At 66.5% G+C, this 17,019-nt stretch carries 21 protein-coding genes; 6 read left to right on the top strand and 15 right to left on the bottom strand.

The window, feature by feature from the left end:
- Nucleotides 1-100: 100 nt before the first annotated feature.
- On the bottom strand, nucleotides 101-1,924 hold the full coding sequence (locus ACO07J_RS06860; RefSeq protein ID WP_422027555.1) for a LysM peptidoglycan-binding domain-containing protein: 1,824 nt from the start codon (nucleotides 1,922-1,924) through the stop codon (nucleotides 101-103).
- Nucleotides 1,925-2,025: 101 nt separating this feature from the next.
- On the opposite strand from ACO07J_RS06860, the gene ACO07J_RS06855 reads away from it, so the two are divergent.
- Nucleotides 2,026-2,577 carry a TIGR00730 family Rossman fold protein gene (locus ACO07J_RS06855; protein WP_422027553.1) on the top strand — a complete coding sequence of 184 codons (552 nt, stop codon included), beginning with the start codon at nucleotides 2,026-2,028 and terminating at the stop codon, nucleotides 2,575-2,577.
- Here ACO07J_RS06855 and rarD read toward each other — a convergent pair.
- From rarD to ACO07J_RS06795, 12 genes are all read right to left on the bottom strand, one after another.
- On the bottom strand, nucleotides 2,538-3,434 hold the full coding sequence (gene rarD / locus ACO07J_RS06850) for an EamA family transporter RarD (protein ID WP_422027551.1): 897 nt from the start codon (nucleotides 3,432-3,434) through the stop codon (nucleotides 2,538-2,540). The genes ACO07J_RS06855 and rarD overlap by 40 nt on opposite strands.
- Before the next feature lie 80 nt (nucleotides 3,435-3,514).
- Nucleotides 3,515-3,973, bottom strand: coding sequence for a host attachment protein (locus ACO07J_RS06845; RefSeq protein ID WP_422027549.1), 459 nt, complete (start codon nucleotides 3,971-3,973; stop codon nucleotides 3,515-3,517).
- Nucleotide 3,974: 1 nt separating this feature from the next.
- The gene (locus ACO07J_RS06840; protein ID WP_422027547.1) at nucleotides 3,975-4,196 is read right to left on the bottom strand and encodes a hypothetical protein; all 222 of its coding nucleotides are present in this window, start codon (nucleotides 4,194-4,196) and stop codon (nucleotides 3,975-3,977) included.
- Between the two features lie 87 nt (nucleotides 4,197-4,283).
- On the bottom strand, nucleotides 4,284-4,682 hold the full coding sequence (locus ACO07J_RS06835; protein WP_422027545.1) for a hypothetical protein: 399 nt from the start codon (nucleotides 4,680-4,682) through the stop codon (nucleotides 4,284-4,286).
- A gap of 176 nt (nucleotides 4,683-4,858) precedes the next feature.
- On the bottom strand, nucleotides 4,859-5,458 hold the full coding sequence (locus ACO07J_RS06830; protein ID WP_422027543.1) for a superoxide dismutase: 600 nt from the start codon (nucleotides 5,456-5,458) through the stop codon (nucleotides 4,859-4,861).
- Nucleotides 5,459-5,613: 155 nt separating this feature from the next.
- The gene (locus ACO07J_RS06825) at nucleotides 5,614-6,183 is read right to left on the bottom strand and encodes a sarcosine oxidase subunit gamma (protein ID WP_422027541.1); all 570 of its coding nucleotides are present in this window, start codon (nucleotides 6,181-6,183) and stop codon (nucleotides 5,614-5,616) included.
- Nucleotides 6,176-9,190, bottom strand: a complete 3,015-nt coding sequence (locus ACO07J_RS06820) for a sarcosine oxidase subunit alpha family protein (RefSeq protein WP_422027539.1) — start codon at nucleotides 9,188-9,190, stop codon at nucleotides 6,176-6,178. The genes ACO07J_RS06825 and ACO07J_RS06820 overlap by 8 nt, the downstream gene beginning before the upstream one ends.
- Nucleotides 9,187-9,516 carry a sarcosine oxidase subunit delta gene (locus ACO07J_RS06815; protein WP_422027537.1) on the bottom strand — a complete coding sequence of 110 codons (330 nt, stop codon included), beginning with the start codon at nucleotides 9,514-9,516 and terminating at the stop codon, nucleotides 9,187-9,189. The genes ACO07J_RS06820 and ACO07J_RS06815 overlap by 4 nt, the downstream gene beginning before the upstream one ends.
- 108 nt (nucleotides 9,517-9,624) lie before the next feature.
- The gene (locus tag ACO07J_RS06810) at nucleotides 9,625-9,852 is read right to left on the bottom strand and encodes a hypothetical protein (protein ID WP_422027535.1); all 228 of its coding nucleotides are present in this window, start codon (nucleotides 9,850-9,852) and stop codon (nucleotides 9,625-9,627) included.
- A gap of 213 nt (nucleotides 9,853-10,065) precedes the next feature.
- Entirely contained in the window at nucleotides 10,066-10,428 is a 363-nt protein-coding gene (locus ACO07J_RS06805) for a hypothetical protein (RefSeq protein ID WP_422027533.1), read from the bottom strand.
- Nucleotides 10,429-10,602: 174 nt separating this feature from the next.
- Nucleotides 10,603-10,869 (bottom strand): hypothetical protein, encoded by a 267-nt coding sequence (locus ACO07J_RS06800; RefSeq protein WP_422027531.1) that lies wholly within the window; start codon nucleotides 10,867-10,869, stop codon nucleotides 10,603-10,605.
- A gap of 253 nt (nucleotides 10,870-11,122) precedes the next feature.
- Nucleotides 11,123-12,367 carry a sarcosine oxidase subunit beta family protein gene (locus tag ACO07J_RS06795; protein WP_422027529.1) on the bottom strand — a complete coding sequence of 415 codons (1,245 nt, stop codon included), beginning with the start codon at nucleotides 12,365-12,367 and terminating at the stop codon, nucleotides 11,123-11,125.
- A gap of 201 nt (nucleotides 12,368-12,568) precedes the next feature.
- Here ACO07J_RS06795 and ACO07J_RS06790 point away from each other — a divergent pair, with 201 nt between their 5' ends.
- The 5 genes from ACO07J_RS06790 (at nucleotide 12,569) to ACO07J_RS06770 (ending at nucleotide 15,173) form a co-directional block, all read left to right on the top strand.
- Complete coding sequence (locus ACO07J_RS06790) at nucleotides 12,569-12,832, top strand: ribbon-helix-helix domain-containing protein (RefSeq protein ID WP_422027527.1); 264 nt, start codon at nucleotides 12,569-12,571, stop codon at nucleotides 12,830-12,832.
- A gap of 6 nt (nucleotides 12,833-12,838) precedes the next feature.
- Nucleotides 12,839-13,159, top strand: a complete 321-nt coding sequence (locus ACO07J_RS06785) for a type II toxin-antitoxin system RelE/ParE family toxin (protein ID WP_422027525.1) — start codon at nucleotides 12,839-12,841, stop codon at nucleotides 13,157-13,159.
- 78 nt (nucleotides 13,160-13,237) lie between these two features.
- Nucleotides 13,238-14,464 (top strand): c-type cytochrome biogenesis protein CcmI, encoded by a 1,227-nt coding sequence (gene ccmI / locus ACO07J_RS06780; protein WP_422027523.1) that lies wholly within the window; start codon nucleotides 13,238-13,240, stop codon nucleotides 14,462-14,464.
- Nucleotides 14,461-14,937, top strand: a complete 477-nt coding sequence (ruvX, locus tag ACO07J_RS06775; protein WP_422027521.1) for a Holliday junction resolvase RuvX — start codon at nucleotides 14,461-14,463, stop codon at nucleotides 14,935-14,937. Before ccmI ends, ruvX begins: the two co-directional genes overlap by 4 nt.
- Nucleotides 14,934-15,173, top strand: a complete 240-nt coding sequence (locus tag ACO07J_RS06770; RefSeq protein ID WP_422027519.1) for a DUF1289 domain-containing protein — start codon at nucleotides 14,934-14,936, stop codon at nucleotides 15,171-15,173. The genes ruvX and ACO07J_RS06770 overlap by 4 nt, the downstream gene beginning before the upstream one ends.
- 178 nt (nucleotides 15,174-15,351) lie before the next feature.
- Here ACO07J_RS06770 and ACO07J_RS06765 read toward each other — a convergent pair whose 3' ends face one another.
- Nucleotides 15,352-16,137 (bottom strand): hypothetical protein, encoded by a 786-nt coding sequence (locus tag ACO07J_RS06765; RefSeq protein WP_422027517.1) that lies wholly within the window; start codon nucleotides 16,135-16,137, stop codon nucleotides 15,352-15,354.
- Nucleotides 16,131-16,955 carry a sulfite exporter TauE/SafE family protein gene (locus ACO07J_RS06760; RefSeq protein WP_422027515.1) on the bottom strand — a complete coding sequence of 275 codons (825 nt, stop codon included), beginning with the start codon at nucleotides 16,953-16,955 and terminating at the stop codon, nucleotides 16,131-16,133. The genes ACO07J_RS06765 and ACO07J_RS06760 overlap by 7 nt, the downstream gene beginning before the upstream one ends.
- Between the last annotated feature and the right edge of the window lie 64 nt (nucleotides 16,956-17,019).

The raw sequence follows: 17,019 nt of genomic DNA, 5'->3' as shown, positions 1-17,019 counted from the left end.
TGGACACAGATAGACCGGGTGCGGTGAGGCGGCCAGTGCGAATGCGCGCACAGGAGGGTGTTCAAGGCCTGCCGGCGGACCGTGCGGGGCGGGTGCGTGTTCAGTTCGGGACCGTGAAGACCTGGCCCGGGTAGATCAGGTCGGGGTCGCGGATGCGGTCGCGGTTGGCCTGGAAGATGCGCACGTAGAGCACGCCCTCGCCGTACTTGTCGCGGGAGATGGCCCAGAGCGTGTTGCCCGGCTGCACGGTGATCGCTTGGATCTTGCGGTTGGTGTCGCGGGTCCCGAGCAGTTCCTGGTCCTCGCGCTTGAAGGGGGTTTCGACGCGGGACAGGACGTTGCCGTCCTCGTCGACCTCGTCGATCCGGAGGGTGTAGACGCCGGTGTCGACCTCGGGCAGCTCCGAACGCCAGTTGCCGTCCTCGGCGATGCGCGACGTGGTGATGGGGGTGTTGTCGAGGTAGACGCGCACGAAGCCGTCGCCCTGGGCGCGGCCGGTAAGTTCGACCTCGCCTTCGTCGTTATAGGTGATGGCGTCGAGCGCGACGGTCGACATGACCTCTGGCGCGGTGTCGCCGGGGGTGGGCGGCTGGATGACGGTGACGCCGGAGGCATCGGAGCGCAGGACGGCCTGCGAGGTGGCGCCGTCGGAGGCGGGCTCGGCGTCGGCCGGGGCCGGGTCTGCCGGCTCGGGGGCGGAGGTGCCGCTCTCGGCGCTGGCGAGTTCGGCAGGCTTGGACGGGTCACCCTCGGTCGCGTCAGGGTTCTGCGGCTCCTCGCCGGCTGTTGCGGCGGCGATGTTTTCCGGGTCGGACGTGTCGGAGCCGGCGGGCGGGTCTGCTTCGGCGGTGACGTCTTTTTCAGAAGGTGTCGTGGCTTCCGGGTCGGTATCGGCGGTCTCGGACGCCCCTACATCCCCGGACGTGGTGCTGGCCGGTTCCGGGTCGGTGGCTTCGACGTCGAGGGCGGCGGTTTCGACCGGCTCGACGTTGTCGGATTCGGCGGTGCCGTCCTGCGCCTTTTCGGGCAGGTTGCGTGTGCCGGTATCGGCGCTGCTCATCTCGAGCGGGGATTCGGACGTGTCGGCATCCTCTGCCGCGGGCGTGGAGGCGGACGGGGCGCCGGTTTCTTCGGTGGCGTCGATGCCTGCGATCTCGAGCGGGGTGGCGTTCTCCGTCTCGTCAGTCGCACCTGTCGCCGTCGCTGCCGTGCCGGCGCTGTCTTCCGTGCTGTCCTGTGTCGCGGTGTCGTTCCCGGCCATCGCGACGGGGGGCGTGGGCGCGATGATGATGATCTCGTCGAGCGAGACAATATCCTCGCCACTGTCGGGGGAGTGCATGGTGAGGGTCAGGATCCGTGGATCGGCGCTGCTGTCCACGTCGATGAATTCGACGAAATCGCCGTTTTCATCCGGGGTGACGGTGGTCAGCACCTCGTCGTCGATCAGGATGGAGAGGTCCCAGCCCGGTTTGCCCGTACCGGCGACGAGCATCTGGCCGTCGGGGGTGAGGCGAAAGAGGCTGATGGCCGGCGCATCGGTGTTTTCCTGCGTCTCGGCGCCGCCGGCCGTATCCTGGGGCTGCGCGGCCGGGTCGGCCCCTGTCGTGGCGTCCGGTTGGGCCGCGGGGTCCGTGTCGGCGGCGGGCTGGTCACCGGTGGTGGCGGGGGCAAGACCGGCCGGGCTGTCAGTGTCGCGCCCGGTGGTGTCGGCCGTATCGGTGGCAGGCAGGGTTTCGGGAGCGGTGCCGGTTTCCGGCGCGGTTTGCCCGTCTGTCTTGACCATCGCGGCAGGTTCGACCTCGGGTCGTTCCGGACCCGGGGTGAAGACGCCCGCCATATAAAGGCCGCCCACGACGATACCGGCAACCGCCGCCCCCGCGATGACGACGGATTGACCGCCCGCCATTCCAGCCAGTTTACTCATCCAATTCCTTCCGCCCCAGGCCATGCGCCGCATGGTTGCCGGAGAATATCAACACCGCTATCTAGGGTCAAAACAACCCTTTTGCAAATTCCGGTGATTTCATGGCAGTACGGTCGGTCTGTGTCTTTTGCGGCTCACGTGTGGGGGCGAGGCCCGAATACGAGGCCGAGGCGACGGCACTGGGGCGGTGGATCGCGGAAGAAGGCTGGCGGCTGGTCTACGGGGCGGGCGATGTCGGGCTGATGGGCGCGGTGGCCCGGGCGGCACAGGCCGCGGGGGGCGACACGTTCGGCGTGATCCCCGAGCACCTGGTGCGCTGGGAGGTCGGGAAGACCGACCTGACGCGGTACGTGGTGACCGAGACGATGCACGAGCGCAAGAAGGTCATGTTCATGAATTGCGACGCGATTGTCGTGCTGCCGGGCGGCGCGGGATCGCTGGACGAGTTCTTCGAGGTTCTGACATGGCGGCAGCTTGGCCTGCATGAAAAGCCCGTCATCCTGCTCAATACGCAAGGGTACTGGACGCCGCTGGCCGCGCTCATTGACCACGTGATCGCGGAGGGGTTTGCCGACCAGTCGATCCGCGGCTTCGTCACCGTTTGCGACGATGTTCAGACGCTGGGCGGCACCCTGCGCGCGGCCCTGTCCTGACGCCAGAGGGCGGTGGTGTAGATCGCCAGCGCCGTCCAGATCAGGGCGAAGGCCATGGCATGCCAGAGGCTGAAGAGTTCGCGGAAGATCAGGGTGGCGCAGAGGAATTGCAGGCTGGGATTGATGTATTGCAGCACGCCCACGGTGGCGAGCGTCAGGCGGCGGGCGGCGTAGCTGAAGAGGATGAGCGGCAGGCCAGTGAGCGGGCCGGAGAGCATCAGCAGGAGCGTCGTGGAGGTGTCGGAGGCGAAGTGGCCGGCGTCACCGCGATGGGCCACCCAGAGGATCGCCAGCGCGAAGGGGGAAAGCAGCAGCACCTCGGCGGTGACCGAAACGACCGGGCCGATGCTGAGCCATTTCTTTGCCACGCCGTAAAGGGCGAAGGTGATGGCGACCACGAGCGGAATCCACGGCGCGGCACCGTAGCCGGCCGCCAGAACCACCACCGCCATACCGGCCAGGACCACGGCGACGGTCTGGGCCTTACCCAGCCTTTCGCGGAAGAAGATCGCGCCCATCAGGACCGAGGCGAGCGGGAAAGTGTAATAGCCGAGCGAGGCCTCGATGGCGCGTTCGATCTGGATGGAAGTGATGAAGATCAGCCAGTTGCTGGAGATCATCAGCGCCGCGAAGGCAAGGATCGCAAGGTCGCGCCGGTGGGAGACGGCCTGGCGCAGGACGCGCAGGCGGCCCTGAAGCGTCAGGACGCCGGCGAAGAACACGAGCGACCAGAGCGTGCGGTGGGCCAGAACCTCGAACGGCGGCACGTGGGTCAGCAGCTTGTAGTAAAGTGGCGTGAGGCCCCATATCGTACAGGCCGACACCATGGCCGCGATGCCCTTGCCGCTGTCTGTCATGATGCCCCTCGCCTTGCCTGCCCGCGCCGCCTTGCTGACGCAGGACGGCGCGGAAGACAAGCCGGTTTAGGGGGACGGCGTCAGGCCGCCGGATCGAGTTCCTTCTTCAACAGTTCCTCGACCTTGTCGAGCGGGTGGTTGGTCAGGTCTTTCGGCATGTCGGCGACGACGCGCGAGGCGACCTCCTTGTGCATCTTGTCGCGCAACTCTCCAAGTACGCGGGGCGGCGCGATGAGAACGATGCGCTCGAACGTGTTCTTGTGGGCGTACTTGTAAAGCAGCTCGGCCAAGTCGTCGGCAAAGCGGTCCTTGGCCAACTGGTGCCAGTCGGCTTCCTGCATGGCGGAGAGCTGTTGCACACCGGTGTCCTGCATCCGGCCAGGCTTGTCGGAGCCTTGGGCGGAATCGGACGGGTTGTCCTGCTCCTCGATGCGGATGACGTTGAGATCCGGGTTCTTCTCGTCGAGATCGTTGCGCAGGAAGAGGGCCTTCTCGCCATCGGCGATCAGCACCCAGGTGCCGTGGGTCAGCGTACTCATGTCATTCGTCTCCTCTGTCCGATCCGTGGTCGCGTTCGTCCGCGCCGGTGACGCGGGTGCGGCCGGCGGGGCGTTCCTTGGCGCGTTTCTCTTCGTCGCGGGTGCCGATCTTGCGGGTCAAGGTGCCGCCCTCGCGGCCTTCCTGATCCGGCTGGTCGGTGGAGTTGTCGACGAACTTGTCGCTGTCGCGACTGCCGTCCTTCGATCGCTTGCGCTCGGCCATCGTGGCGCCTCCTTGTCATTGGTGCTCGATGGTAAAACGCATGGGGTCACATCCGGGTTCCGGAGGCGACGTGGCGGCAAGGCGGCGCTAGCGCAGGGTCAGGGTGACCTGACGCCGGAAGCCGAAGGCCGAGAGCCAGAATGCGGCGCCGAACACCGCGCCGAGGGCGAGGCCCACGAGCAGCGAGGGAAGCGGGTTGCCCACGGCCCAGAACAAGACGCCCGTGCCGGCGGCGCCCGCTGTCATGGCATCGCGGTAGGTCACGGTGCTTGACCGCCGTGCCAGAAGAAACCAGAGCGCGATGACGAGCGCGGTCACCGGCAGGGCCAGGAGTGCACCGAAAACCGCACTGAACCAAAGGTCGTTCCACGGATCGAGAGGGTGGCCCGGACGTTGGGCATCGGACAAGAGCTGTCCGCCCCAGTTGAACAGGACGCCGATCGCGTAGGCGGCGAGGCACCCCCTCAGGACCGGGACGATCTGCATGTACTGCCCTTTCGGCTGCCACGAGGCTGGGCAGGCGCTGGCGCCTGCCTGTTCTCACGAATAGATCATCCTTGGCCGTCCTGTCACCGGCAGTCGCGCACAGAAACGCGCCCCGCCCGACGCAAAAAGGCCCCGCCGGATGACGGGGCCTTTCGCTGGAATGGTACGGGTCTGGCTTACATGCGGCCTGCGACGTTTTCCCAGTTCACCAGGTTGTCGAGGAAGTTCTGCAGGTAGGCCGGGCGCTTGTTGCGGAAGTCGATGTAGTAGGAATGCTCCCACACGTCGCAGCCCAGAAGTGCTGTCTGGTTGAAGCAGAGCGGGTTGACGCCGTTCTCGGTCTTGGTGACCTTAAGGCTGCCGTCGGTGTCCTTGACCAGCCAGGCCCAGCCCGAGCCGAACTGGCCCGCGCCGGCGGCGGCGAATTCTTCCTTGAACTTGTCGACCGAGCCGAACGACTCTTTCAGCGCCTTCTCGAGCTCGCCCGGCATGCCGGTGCCACCCGGCGCCATCATTTCCCAGAACTGGTTGTGGTTCCAGTATTGCGAGGAATTGTTGAAGATGCCCGATTGTGCCACGGCGTTCGGGTCATAGGTGCCCTTGATGATCTCTTCGGCGGATTTGCCTTCCCACTCGGTTCCGGAAATGGCCTTGTTGCCGTTGTCGACATACGCCTTGTGGTGAATGTCGTGGTGATACTCCAGCGTTTCCTTGGACATGCCGCTGTCGGCCAGCGCGTCGTGAGCGTAAGGAAGATCGGGAAGTTCAAAAGCCATATCGGACCTCTCGTGCGTTATTGCGTTTAACCTGTGGCATTACATGTGATCGGGGGGGCAGTGACGTCAAGGCGTATCTTGCGAAAACGGCGGAGGGCGGCCGCCGATGGCGCCGCCCCCCTTCTTTCGTTCCGTGTGACCCGTCGCGTGGCCGGTCAGGCGAAGTAACCGACCGCGCCGCCCGGTTCGGCCGCGTCGCAAAGCAGGCCGTATACGTATTCGGCCACCGAGCGAAAACAGACGATGCGGATGGTTTGCGCGTCGGTCATCCAGATGGCGGCGGCGACCTGCGCCATGCGGGTGCGGCGGATCGCGCCCGGTTCGAAGGCGCCGGGGGACATGTCGACCGGGCAGAGCTTGGAGATCACCTCGCGCACCCCTGCCCCGCTGATCTCAAACATGGCGCGGGCGTCGGAGACGTTGACGGCAAGATAGTGCTCGCCCTTGAGCGCGGTGTCGATTTTCGAGAGCGCGTCGGTGGCCCCTGCATATGGGACCATTACAAGCAGCTCGTCGGGCGACATCCAGGCGGCTCCACTGTCGCCCGAGGCGGTGATTTCGCGCTGGCCGGGCATGGCGGCGCCGGTGGCGTCCTTTACCGCTTTCTTGAGCTTGGCCGAGCCGAGATCGCCGCGCAGGGTGATCATGCCCTGAAGCCCTGCGTCGCGGACGGTGACCGTGCCGTCGAAGGATGCGCCCTTGAGTGCGCTGACTGCGTCAGACATTCTGCTTCTCCCCGTCCTTGTCGTAGAAGATGGGATCGACGATTTTCGCCTTCATGACGGTGCCGTCGAGTTTCGGGAACTCGATCACCTCGCCCATGCGGTCGGGACCGTCGAGCACGAGGCCCATGGCGATGCCGCGGCCCAGCGTGGGCGAATGGTAGGTCGAGGTGACGCGGCCTTGCGTCTTGCGCTGGCCGTTGGCGTTGGTGCCCTCAGCCGTCGCATAGGCCCCGTCAGGCAGGACGCCGCCATCGGTGGTTTCCAGCCCCACGAGCTTCCAGCGCTTCGGGTCGGCCATGTGCTTGCGTTCCTGCGCGCGCTTGCCGAGGTAGTCCTCTTTCTTCTTCGAGATCGCCCAGTCGAGGCCCAGATCCTGCGGGATCACGGTGCCGTCGGTCTCGTCGCCGATCATGATGAAGCCCTTCTCGGCGCGCATGACGTGCATTGCCTCGGTGCCGTAGGGCATGACGCCGAACTCGGCCCCTGCCTCCATCAGCGCGTCCCAGACGGCGCGGCCGTGGGAGGCCGGGATGGCCAGTTCGAAGGACAGCTCGCCCGCGAAGGAGATACGGTAGCAGCGCACCGGGACGCCCGCGACGGTGATGTCCTTCCAGCCCATGAAGGTCAGGGCCTCGGCGCTGACGTCATCCTGGGTGAGCTTTTCCAGCACCTTGCGGGAGTTCGGGCCGGCCACACCGATCTGGGCGTATTGCTCGGTCACGTTGGCGACGTAGACCTTCCAGTCCCACCATTCCGTCTGGAGCCATTCTTCCATGTGGCCATGGATCGACTCGGCCCCGCCGGTGGTGGTGTGGCAGAGGAAGGTATCCTCGTCGATCCGGGCGACGACACCGTCATCCATCAGGAAGCCGTTCTCGTTGCACATCAGGCCATAGCGGCAACGGCCCGGTTTCAGCGTGCTCATCATGTTGGTGTAGAGCATGTCGAGAAACTTGCCCGCATCCGGCCCCTTGACGATGAGCTTGCCGAGCGTCGAGGCGTCGAGCAGGCCGAGGCTGTCGCGGACCTGTTTGATCTCTCGGTTGACGGCATCGTGCCGGGTTTCGCCCGGCTTGGGGTAGCTGTAGGCGCGGCGCCATTGGCCGACGGGTTCGAAATCGGCGTGGTTTTCGGCGTGCCACTCATACATCGGCGTCTTGCGCAGGGGCTGGAAGAGAGCGCCCTTCGCCTCGCCCGCGATGGCCGACATGGAGATCGGCGTGTAGGGCGGGCGGAAGGTGGTGGTGCCGGTCTGCGGGATCGGCTGGCCGAGGGAGTCGGACAGGATCGCGAGGCCGTTGATGTTGCTCAGTTTCCCCTGGTCGGTGGCCATGCCGAGCGTGGTGTAGCGCTTGGCGTGTTCGACGGATTCGAAGCCTTCGCGGGCGGCGAGCTGCACGTCGGAGACCTTCACGTCGTTCTGGTAGTCGAGCCAGGATTTCATGCGGAGCTGGATCTTGGCGCCCTGCGGCATGAGCCAGACCGGCTGAAGCGGGGCCTCGCCGATGGTGGCGGCTTTCGGTGCGTCGGTCTGCTTCGGTGTATGGCCGAGAGCCTTTGCCGCGGCCTTGCCGGCGGCGTCGGCATCGGTGAGGACACCGGCCAGCGACAGTTCGCCATTGGCGGCGCCGGCGGCGATGACGAAGGGTTGCCCGGCGTCACCGGTCGGGGCCTTATCCACATCCGGGCGGAAGCAGGCCTGCGCCTCGTCCCAGAGCAGCTTGCCGCCGCAATGGGACCACAGGTGCACGACCGGCGACCAGCCGCCGGACATGGCAACGGCATCGCACTTGATCTCTTCCAGCACGGCGCCTTCACCGGCCTGCGCGCAGATCTCGACGGCTTCGACGCGCTTGCCGCCCTTGACCTTGGCGATGGCCTTGCCGTTCTCGACCCGGATGCCCATGGTGCGGGCCTTCTGGGCCAGCGCGCTGCCGCCCTCGGGGCGGGCGTCGAGAATGACGGGCACGTCGAGCCCGAGGTTTTTAAGGGTGATCGCGGTGCGGTAGGCATCGTCGTTGTTGGTGACGACGACGGTGCGGTCGCCCACGGAGACGCCGTAATCGACCGCGTAGTCGCGCACCGCCGAGGCCAGCATGACGCCGGGAATGTCGTTGCCGGCGAAGCTGAGCGGGCGTTCGATGGCGCCGGTGGCGGTGATTATCTGACCCGCGCGGATGCGCCAGAGGCGGTGGCGGGGTCCCGGCGTGCCGGGCGTGTGGTCGGTCACGCGCTCGTAGCCCAGCAGATATCCGTGGTCGTAGACCCCTGCCCCCATCATCCGGGTGCGGAGGGTCACGTTTTCCATACCCTCAAGCGCCGCGACGGTTTCGTCCACGAACTTATCCACAGGCTGGCCATCGACCTCGCCGCCATCGACGGGCGAGCGGCCACCCCAATGCGCGGTCTGTTCCATGACGAGGACGCGGGCGCCGGCCTCGGCCGCGGCCCTGGCCGCCTGAAGGCCCGCCACGCCGCCGCCGATCACGGCGACGTCGACGAAGGCGTAGAAATGCTCGTAGGTGTCGTTGTCGCCGCCCTTGGGCGCGCGGCCCAGGCCCGCCGACTGGCGGATGAAGGGTTCGTAGACATGTTTCCAGAGCGGGCGGGGATGCATGAACATCTTGTAGTAGAAGCCCGCCGGCAGGAAGCGCGAGAAGAGCTTGGAATTGATCTCGCCCACGTCGAATTCGAGGCTGGGCCAGTGGTTCTGGCTTTCGACGGTGAGGCCGTCGAACAGCTCGGTCGTGGTGGCGCGCTGGTTGGGTTCGAAATCGGCGCCCTTGCCCATGTTGAAGAGCGCGTTGGGCTCTTCCACGCCGGAGGCGACGATGCCGCGGGGCCGGTGGTACTTGAAGGACCGCCCGACCAGCATCTGGTCATTGGCCAGCAGCGCCGAGGCGAGCGTGTCGCCCGCGACGCCGCGCAGCTGCTTGCCGTTGAAGGTGAAGTTCAGCGTTTGGCTCTTGTCCAGAAGCCGCCCGCCGGTGGCAAGGCGCGTGCTCATGCGAATTCTCTCCAGCTCCAGCCCGGCTTCTTGGCCGAGATCCTGTCCTTGATGTCCTGCGGGGGTTCGGTGGTCTGGGCGGGATAGGTGCCGAAGACCTCGAGCGTGACGGTGTCGCGGGCGGCGTGGAACCACTTGCCGCAGCCGTGGGAATGGCGCCAGCGTTCGAAGTGGACCCCCTTGGGGTTCACCTTCGAGAAGAGATAGCCGTGGAACTCGTCATCCGACGAGCCCGGACCGAAGCGCTTCAGGTGCGCCTCGCCGCCGCCGGCGAACTCGGTCTCCTCGCCTTTGACGCCGCAATAGGGGCATTCAAGGATCAGCATGCGCGTCTCCACCATTCTGAGGTTGTGTTGTGGGGGTTGGGCCGTGCGTTGCGCACGAAAAGGGCGGGCGCCGCAAGGCACCCGCCCGGAAAATCGGTCGTCAGGTAGTCAGTCGACTGTTGTGCCGGTGCCGGTCGCGCCGTCCGCGGCAGCAGGCGCGCTGGCCTCGCCCTCGGTGCCCGTCGGGGCATAGCTGAACGCGCTGAAGAGCACGAGCCCGCCCAGTATGGCGAGCACGACGACGAGCACGGTGAGCCGACCGCCGCCCGAGCCGACATCATTGCCGCTGCGGGTGAAGTCGGGCATGTTGCTCGATCTTTGCCATTCATAGGACATCTGGATTCCTCCTGTATCAGTGACAGGGAGGATGACCGGTCATGCAGAGCGGCGGAAGAATGAGCGGAAATCCCCGCCCGATCCGTGCGAAGGGCCGCGTATCGGGAGGGATTCGCTAGGCCGGTTTCCGCTGTAATGCGGGTAACGGCGGCCAAGGCGAAGCCACGCCCGAAAAGGCGCGGCTTCGTGGATGTCGTGCGGGGGCGGAGCCCGTTAGTTGGCGGCGTCGTCCGCTGCGGCGTCGGCTGCGCCGGCGGCATCGTCTGCCGTTTCCTCGGCTGCGCCAGCCGTGGTGTCGGCTGCGTCTTCGACGGCTCCGGCCGCATCTTCGACCGCGCCGGCGGCGTTATCGACCGAGCCTTCACTGCTTTCGACGTTGACGTCGACATCGCCGCCCGTCGTGCTGGTTTCGAAGCCGCCATAGATGGCCCAGAACAGCACACCCACCGCAACGATGAGGCCGCCGACCAACAGGGCAATGCCTGTTCCGCCGCCGCGCCGCTCTTCGGTGCGTTCGATATAGGTGTGGTCGCGATCGTGTTCTGTATTATGCGTATGATCGGTCTGGTTTGACATGGGTCGGTTCCTTTCGGACATGTTTCTTCCACATCAACGAGATCGAACGGGGCGCGGTTCCCCTGTGTCGGCGCAAGTGCTGCATATGCGCCATTTTCCGCCCGGTGGCGCCAGGCCATGGCAAAGGCGGGCACCGCCGGGCGCCCGCCTGCGTGGTCGGTAAGGTCGCGTGCGTTACTGGCCGTCGGCTTCCATGACGGATTGCGGAACGGCTCCGCCCTCTTCGCCATCGGCCGGGGCACTGACGGCAGGCTCGGTGCCGGTGCCGGTCTGTTCGTCCGGGCCGAAACCGGTGAGAACGGTGAGGAACAGGGCACCACCGGCGATAAGAACGACGAGTGCCCAGATTTGCCACCCGCTGCCACGGTCTTCTTCGAGTTGGTATTGCGGCATGCGCTGGTAGCGCTGGATGTTCGGGTCGTAGTCGAGTTCACTAGGCATGAGACGATCTCCTCTCCATGGTAAGATAGAGATAGGCGCGTCGTGCCTGCAGGGGGAGTGAGAGCGGGGCGCCGGCCGAAAGACGGGCCAATTGGCGCCATTTCGGGGGGCCGGGATGGGCCGGTTCCCGCCAAAACCGATGGCTCGTCAGAGGTGTGGCCGCAAATTTGCACAGACCACGCGATAGTCGGCGCATCTTGTGCGCCGAACACCGACGAGAGCGTCGGATGGGGGCGTTGGGCCCGTGCTTGCATCAGTGCGCGACCCCCGCCGCGACGGATTCATCGATGAAACGGCCTTCCTTGAAACGGTCGAGCGAGAACTCGTCGGTCAGCGGCGAGTAGCCCGTCGCCATCAGCTCGGCGAAGCCCCAGCCGGAGCCCGGGGTGGCCTTGAACCCGCCGGTGCCCCAGCCACAGTTGATGAAGCAGTTTTCCAGCGGAGTTTTCGACAGGATGGGCGAACGGTCGCCGGTCATATCGACGATGCCGCCCCATTGCCGCAGCATCTTGAGCCGCTGGATCATCGGGAAGGTTTCGCAGAGGGCGCGGACGGTTTCCTCGATATGGTGGAAGCTGCCGCGCTGGGTGTAGTTGTTGTAGCCGTCGGCGCCACCGCCGATCACCATCTCACCCTTGTCGGACTGGCTCATGTAGCCGTGCACGGTGTTGGCCATGACAACCACGTCCATGCAGGGCTTGATGGGTTCCGAGACGAGCGCCTGAAGCGCCACCGACTCGATCGGCAGACGGAAACCCGCCATGTCGGCGAGGTGGCCCGAATGGCCGGCCACGACGATGCCCAGCTTGTCGCATTCGATATCGCCGCGGTTGGTGCTGACGCCCTTGACCTTGCCGTTTTCCGAGCGGATGCCGGTGACTTCGCATTTCTGGATCACATCCATGCCCATGGCCGAGCAGGCCCGGGCAAAGCCCCAGGCCACGGCGTCGTGCCGGGCGGTGCCGCCGCGCGCCTGCCAGAGGCCGCCGAGCACCGGGTAACGCGGCCCCTCGAGGTTGATGATCGGCACGATTTCCCGGACACGCTGGGGCGTGATGAACTCGGTCTGGACGCCCTGCAGGGCGTTGGCCTGGGCGGTGCGCTTGTAGCCGCGGACCTCGTGTTCGGTCTGGGCGAGCATGATCACGCCGCGGGGGCTGAACATGACGTTGTAGTTCAGGTCCTGGCTGAGGGTTTCGTAGAGGCTGCGGGATTTCTCGTACATGGCAGCCGAGGAATCCTGCAGGTAGTTGGAGCGGATGATGGTGGTGTTCCGGCCGGTATTGCCGCCACCGAGCCAGCCCCTTTCGAGGATGGCGACATTGGTGATGCCGTGGTTCTTGCCGAGGTAATAGGCCGTGGCAAGGCCGTGCCCGCCGGCGCCGATGATGATGGCGTCGTACCGCTTGCGCGGCTCGGGGGAATGCCAGGCCCGCTCCCATCCCATGTGGTAGCTCAGGGCTTCCCTGGCGATGGCGAAGGCGGAATAACGTTTCATGCGCGCTCTCAGGTCAGATGGATTCGCAGCCGGTCTGCATGGAGGTGGTAATGCGATATCCCGCGCCACGGCAGGATATCCGGCGCGGCATAAGATATGCGATTCGCGACATGGGTCGGGATGCGCGGGCGGGTCGCGTGGATTGACAGACCGATCCGCCATGGTCATACTTGGTCATACTCTCAAGATCGGGAACCGCCAATGACCGTGAAGACCACCATCAGCCTGACCGACCGCCATCACGCCTATGCCAGGCGGTTGGCCGAGGAAGGCCGGCACGGATCGCTCAGCAGCGTGGTGGCGGCCGGGTTGGAACAGATGATCCGGGATGAAGCCGAACGCGATGCGGCGCTATCGGCGATGGAACAGGCGATCCGTGACCGGATGACCGCGCCGGACGATGACTGGCACGAAGGGGTGGACGACCTGTTCGAGGGCGCGCGGGCCAAGCTGGCCGGGCGGTAAGGGGGCGTGGGCCGTTACAGGCTGCTTCGGCATCCGCAAGTTGCGTCCGATCTGGATGACATCCTGGCGCTTCTGGCCAACTATTCCGGCAAGGACACAGCCATGCGCATTCTTGGCGAGATCGAAACGGCCGTGCGTGAGTTGGCCGACCTGCCGCATGTGGGCACGGTGCGGGACGATGTTTACCACGGTCTCAGGGCCATTCCCGTAGCGCGCAAGGGTGTGATCTGTTTCGCCGTTGATGATGACAGGCAGGAGGTCCGCCTCGTCGCGATCGGCTATGCCGGTCGGGAATGGGCGCGGATGGTGCGGGAGCGCGGTCGCTGACCTGCGACCATCTGCACCCGCTTGCCTCTTTTGCTCGGGCGCCGGCCCGGCTACATGGGGGCAAGCTACGGAGGCCTCATGCTCTTCTGGATCATCGTCATTGCCCTTGCCCTGTTCTGCGGCGCGGTCCTCGGGGTCGCGGTGTTGCGGGGCCGTGCCGGGGAGGAGCCGCCTGCAGCCTACGACCTGCGGGTCTATCGCGACCAGCTCAAGGAGGTGGACCGCGACCTCGCACGCGGGGTGATCGGCGAGGAGGATGCCGAGCGGCTGCGGGCCGAGGTGTCGCGCCGGATCCTTGCGGCCGATGCCAAGCTGCGCGAAGGGGGCGAGAGCGGCGGGCAGCCCAGGCTGGCGGGCTGGGCGGTGACCGGGCTGGCGGTGATCGGACTGGGCGGTGGGGCGATGCTGCTCTATTCGGAACTGGGGGCGCCGGGCTATACGGATGTGCCGCTGAAGGGCCGGATCGCCGCGTCGGACGCAGCGCGGGCCAACCGGCAGACGCAGGCCGAGGCGGAAGCGCAGGTGCCCGAGGCGGAGGTGCCCTCGGACGTGTCCGAGGAATTCCTCGCTTTGATGGACAAGCTGCGGGAGACGGTCGAACAGCGGCCCGACGATCAGCGCGGGCTGCAGCTTCTGGTGCGCAACGAGGCGGCGCTCGGCAATTTGCGCGCGGCCCATGCGGCGCAGCGGCAGCTGATTGAGGTGAAGGGCGATGCGGCGACGGCGGCGGATTACGCGCTGCTGACCGACCTGATGGTGTCGGCCGCGGGCGGCTATATCTCTCGGGAGGCGGAGGAGGCGATCCGCGCCGCGCTGGAGCTCGAGCCGCGGGAGCCACGGGCGCGGTATTACCTGGGGCTTTACTACATGCAGGTGGACCGTCCCGACGCGGCCTTTCGAACGTGGCGGGCGCTGCTGGAGGAGAGCCGCCCCGGCGCGCCCTGGGTGCCGCTGATCCGCAGCCGGATCGAGGAAGTGGCATGGCGTGCGGGCGTTGAATATCGGCTGCCGGACATGGAAGACACCCCCGGCCCCAGCGCCGAGGATATCGAGGCCGCGGACGAGATGAGCGATGCCGATCGCGGCGAGATGATCCGGGGTATGGTCACGCGCCTGTCGGAGCGGCTGGCCAGCGAGGGCGGCACGGCGGAGGAGTGGGCGCGGCTGATCGGTGCGTATGGCGTCCTGGGCGAGACGGAGCAGGCGCGCGCCATCTGGCAGGAGGCGCAGCAGGTGTTCGAGGGGCGCGAGGCGGAGATGGAGATCCTGCGCACGGCGGCACGGGACGCGGGGGTTCTGGAGTGATACTGGAAGCGATCGAGGACTTCGCCGCCGCCCTGCCGCCGATGCGGCCGATCCTGGGGCTGGACCTTGGCGAAAAGACCATCGGGGTGGCGGCGTCGGACGGCATTCTGTCCTCGGCCAACGCCGTCGAGACGATCAAGCGGAAGAAGTTCGGGCTGGATGCCGCGCGGCTCTTGGAGATTGCCGGGGGCCGCGAGGCCGGCGGGATTATCCTTGGCCTGCCGCGCAACATGGACGGTTCGGAAGGGCCGCGTTGCCAGTCGACCCGGGCCTTTGCCCGCAACCTCGAGCGACTCACCGACCTGCCGATCGGCTTCTGGGACGAGCGCCTGTCGACGGTTGCGGCAGAAAGGGCACTGATCGAGGCCGATTTGACACGAAAGCGTCGGAAAGAGGTTATCGACGCGGTCGCCGCCTCATATATCCTGCAGGGAGCACTGGACCGACTGAGGCATGTGAGGGCAGGCAATTGAACGATAACGCTCCAGTCTGGACGCGTAACGAGATCGAGAGTCCCTGCGTGCGGGTTTGCGTGGTGCATCCGGATGCACGCATCTGCACCGGCTGTTTCCGCACGGTCGACGAAATCGCACGCTGGTCGAAGATGTCCGCCGAAGAGCGGCGCGAGATCATGGCCGCCCTGGCCGACCGCGCGCCGATGCTGCGCAAGCGGCGTGGCGGGCGCGCAGCGCGGCTGTCGCGGGGCTGAGTTCTTCCCGAAGCGTGGCTGGGGGCGCTGCCCCCGACGTTGAAATCCTTGCGGCTTTCAACGCCTCCCCCGGAGTATTTCCGGAACGGTGAAAGGTTGGGTCGCTGCTTCTTCTGGCCGGAAATATCCCGGGGGAGTCGCCGCTTGCGGCGACGGGGGCAGCGCCCCCATTCTTCGCTCAGGGCAGATCGAGCCAGTCGCGGGTGCCGGCGGGAAGCTCGGGGCGGAAATAGGCGATCATCCGGCCGTCGGGCGGGGCGGTGGCGCCCTCCTGCCACGGCGCGACGCCGTGCAGGGCGAGGCGGTGGACGAGATAGGCCTCGCCCGGTTTCGCCGGAAGGGTGATGCGGCGGCAGGTGGCGAAGACCACGCGGCGGGTGGTCTTGTAGATATCCGTAAGGTCGGTTTCGGCCCAGTCCGTTTCGGGGATGTCCTTCAGCGCCTCGGCGAAGGCCGCGCGCATGACGTGGTGGCTGCCTTCCCAGACAGTCAGCGGCGCCGCGCCGGCGCTGCATTCAGTCAGCGGGAGGCCGAGGATATAGGCGTGGCGTTCCCTGAGCATGCGCCGGCGGGCGGGGCCGATGGCGAGCAGCCCGTCGACATGGGCGGAATCGCGGTCGAGGCGGTAGCGGAAGGCCGCCTCGCTTTCGCCTTCGCGCGGGCGGGGGTAGCCCGGATAGACCACCGAAACCTGCGCGCGGTGGAGGGGCAGCGTGCCGTAAAGCCTTCTGGCCGTCTCGTAAGCCGTGCCGGTCAGCGGCCCCCCTCCCGCATCGCCCGAGGCGTCGTTGGGCAAGGTATCGACGCCGACGAACCACGTGCCCTCGCAGGTGAGCCATTTCGCCTGTTCCTCGGGGTCGTTCACCCGTTCACGCGCCACCTGGAGGGCCGTTGCGACCCAATCGCGGACCGCCGGTTCGGCCGGAACTTTGATCCAGCCCCTGTCGAGCAGCTGGTCTACCATCCGAGCGCCTTGCGCAGCATGTTGAGCGCAACCAGCGTCAGGAACACCGCGAAGACGCGCTTGAGGGGCTTGGGATCCATCGCGTGGGCCAGTTTCACGCCCCAGGGCGCGGTGATCAGCGTCATGGCGATGACCACGACGAAGGCTACGAGGTTGACCGCGCCGAAGGTGAGCGGCGGGCGGTTCTCGGGCGCGATGGTGAGGAACAGGAAGCCGATGACGGAGGGCACCGCGATGGTCACGCCGAAGCCTGCTGCGGTGGCCACGGCGCGGTGGATGGGCACGCCGTAGAGGCTCATCAGCGGTACGCCGAAGCTGCCGCCGCCGATGCCCATCAGCACCGACAGGAACCCCAGGATCGGCGAAAGCAACCCGCGGGTGACGCCGCGGGGCATGGCCGGGCCCAGCCGCCAGTCCGACCGGCCGAGGCCGAGGTAGAGGCCGATGACGATACCGAGCACACCGAAGACGCCTTGCAGCACGGTCGAGCGCAGGGAGGCGGCCACCATGACCCCGGCGATGGCACCGATGACGATGCCGGGCATCCATGTCTTGAGGATATGCCAGTCGACCGCGCCCTTCTTGTTGTGACTGAGGACCGAGCGGATGGAGGTGACGATGATCGTCGCCAGCGAGGTGGCGAGACAGATCTGCATGAGTTGCGGGCCGTCATAGCCAAGTGTCTGGAACGCGTAGAAAAACGCCGGCACCAGCACGATCCCGCCGCCCACGCCCAGAAGCCCGGCGAGCACGCCCGCGAGGCCGCCGATCACCAGCAGAAGCGCCAGCATCTGGAGAAGGAGCATGGTGTCGGGCATGAGGAAAATCCTTGATATGGCGCCGGATCGCGGGCGCCATGTTGAGCGGAATTCCGCGCCGGCG

This window comes from Roseovarius sp. (genome assembly GCF_965228755.1).
Lineage (GTDB): Bacteria > Pseudomonadota > Alphaproteobacteria > Rhodobacterales > Rhodobacteraceae > Roseovarius.
This window is presented reverse-complemented; position numbering and strand designations above follow the sequence as displayed.

Coding starts and splice junctions, on each gene's coding strand:
- ACO07J_RS06840 (WP_422027547.1), bottom strand. CDS start 4,196: ATGGCCGAGCGCAAGCGATCGAAGGACGGCAGTCGCGACAGCGACAAG.
- ccmI (WP_422027523.1), top strand. CDS start 13,238: ATGCTCTTCTGGATCATCGTCATTGCCCTTGCCCTGTTCTGCGGCGCG.
- ACO07J_RS06810 (WP_422027535.1), bottom strand. CDS start 9,852: ATGTCCTATGAATGGCAAAGATCGAGCAACATGCCCGACTTCACCCGC.
- ACO07J_RS06800 (WP_422027531.1), bottom strand. CDS start 10,869: ATGCCTAGTGAACTCGACTACGACCCGAACATCCAGCGCTACCAGCGC.
- ACO07J_RS06790 (WP_422027527.1), top strand. CDS start 12,569: ATGACCGTGAAGACCACCATCAGCCTGACCGACCGCCATCACGCCTAT.
- ACO07J_RS06805 (WP_422027533.1), bottom strand. CDS start 10,428: ATGTCAAACCAGACCGATCATACGCATAATACAGAACACGATCGCGAC.
- ACO07J_RS06845 (WP_422027549.1), bottom strand. CDS start 3,973: ATGAGTACGCTGACCCACGGCACCTGGGTGCTGATCGCCGATGGCGAG.
- ACO07J_RS06825 (WP_422027541.1), bottom strand. CDS start 6,183: ATGTCTGACGCAGTCAGCGCACTCAAGGGCGCATCCTTCGACGGCACG.
- ACO07J_RS06860 (WP_422027555.1), bottom strand. CDS start 1,924: ATGAGTAAACTGGCTGGAATGGCGGGCGGTCAATCCGTCGTCATCGCG.
- ACO07J_RS06820 (WP_422027539.1), bottom strand. CDS start 9,190: ATGAGCACGCGCCTTGCCACCGGCGGGCGGCTTCTGGACAAGAGCCAA.
- rarD (WP_422027551.1), bottom strand. CDS start 3,434: ATGACAGACAGCGGCAAGGGCATCGCGGCCATGGTGTCGGCCTGTACG.
- ACO07J_RS06855 (WP_422027553.1), top strand. CDS start 2,026: ATGGCAGTACGGTCGGTCTGTGTCTTTTGCGGCTCACGTGTGGGGGCG.
- ACO07J_RS06815 (WP_422027537.1), bottom strand. CDS start 9,516: ATGCTGATCCTTGAATGCCCCTATTGCGGCGTCAAAGGCGAGGAGACC.
- ACO07J_RS06795 (WP_422027529.1), bottom strand. CDS start 12,367: ATGAAACGTTATTCCGCCTTCGCCATCGCCAGGGAAGCCCTGAGCTAC.
- ACO07J_RS06760 (WP_422027515.1), bottom strand. CDS start 16,955: ATGCCCGACACCATGCTCCTTCTCCAGATGCTGGCGCTTCTGCTGGTG.
- ACO07J_RS06830 (WP_422027543.1), bottom strand. CDS start 5,458: ATGGCTTTTGAACTTCCCGATCTTCCTTACGCTCACGACGCGCTGGCC.
- ACO07J_RS06835 (WP_422027545.1), bottom strand. CDS start 4,682: ATGCAGATCGTCCCGGTCCTGAGGGGGTGCCTCGCCGCCTACGCGATC.
- ACO07J_RS06765 (WP_422027517.1), bottom strand. CDS start 16,137: ATGGTAGACCAGCTGCTCGACAGGGGCTGGATCAAAGTTCCGGCCGAA.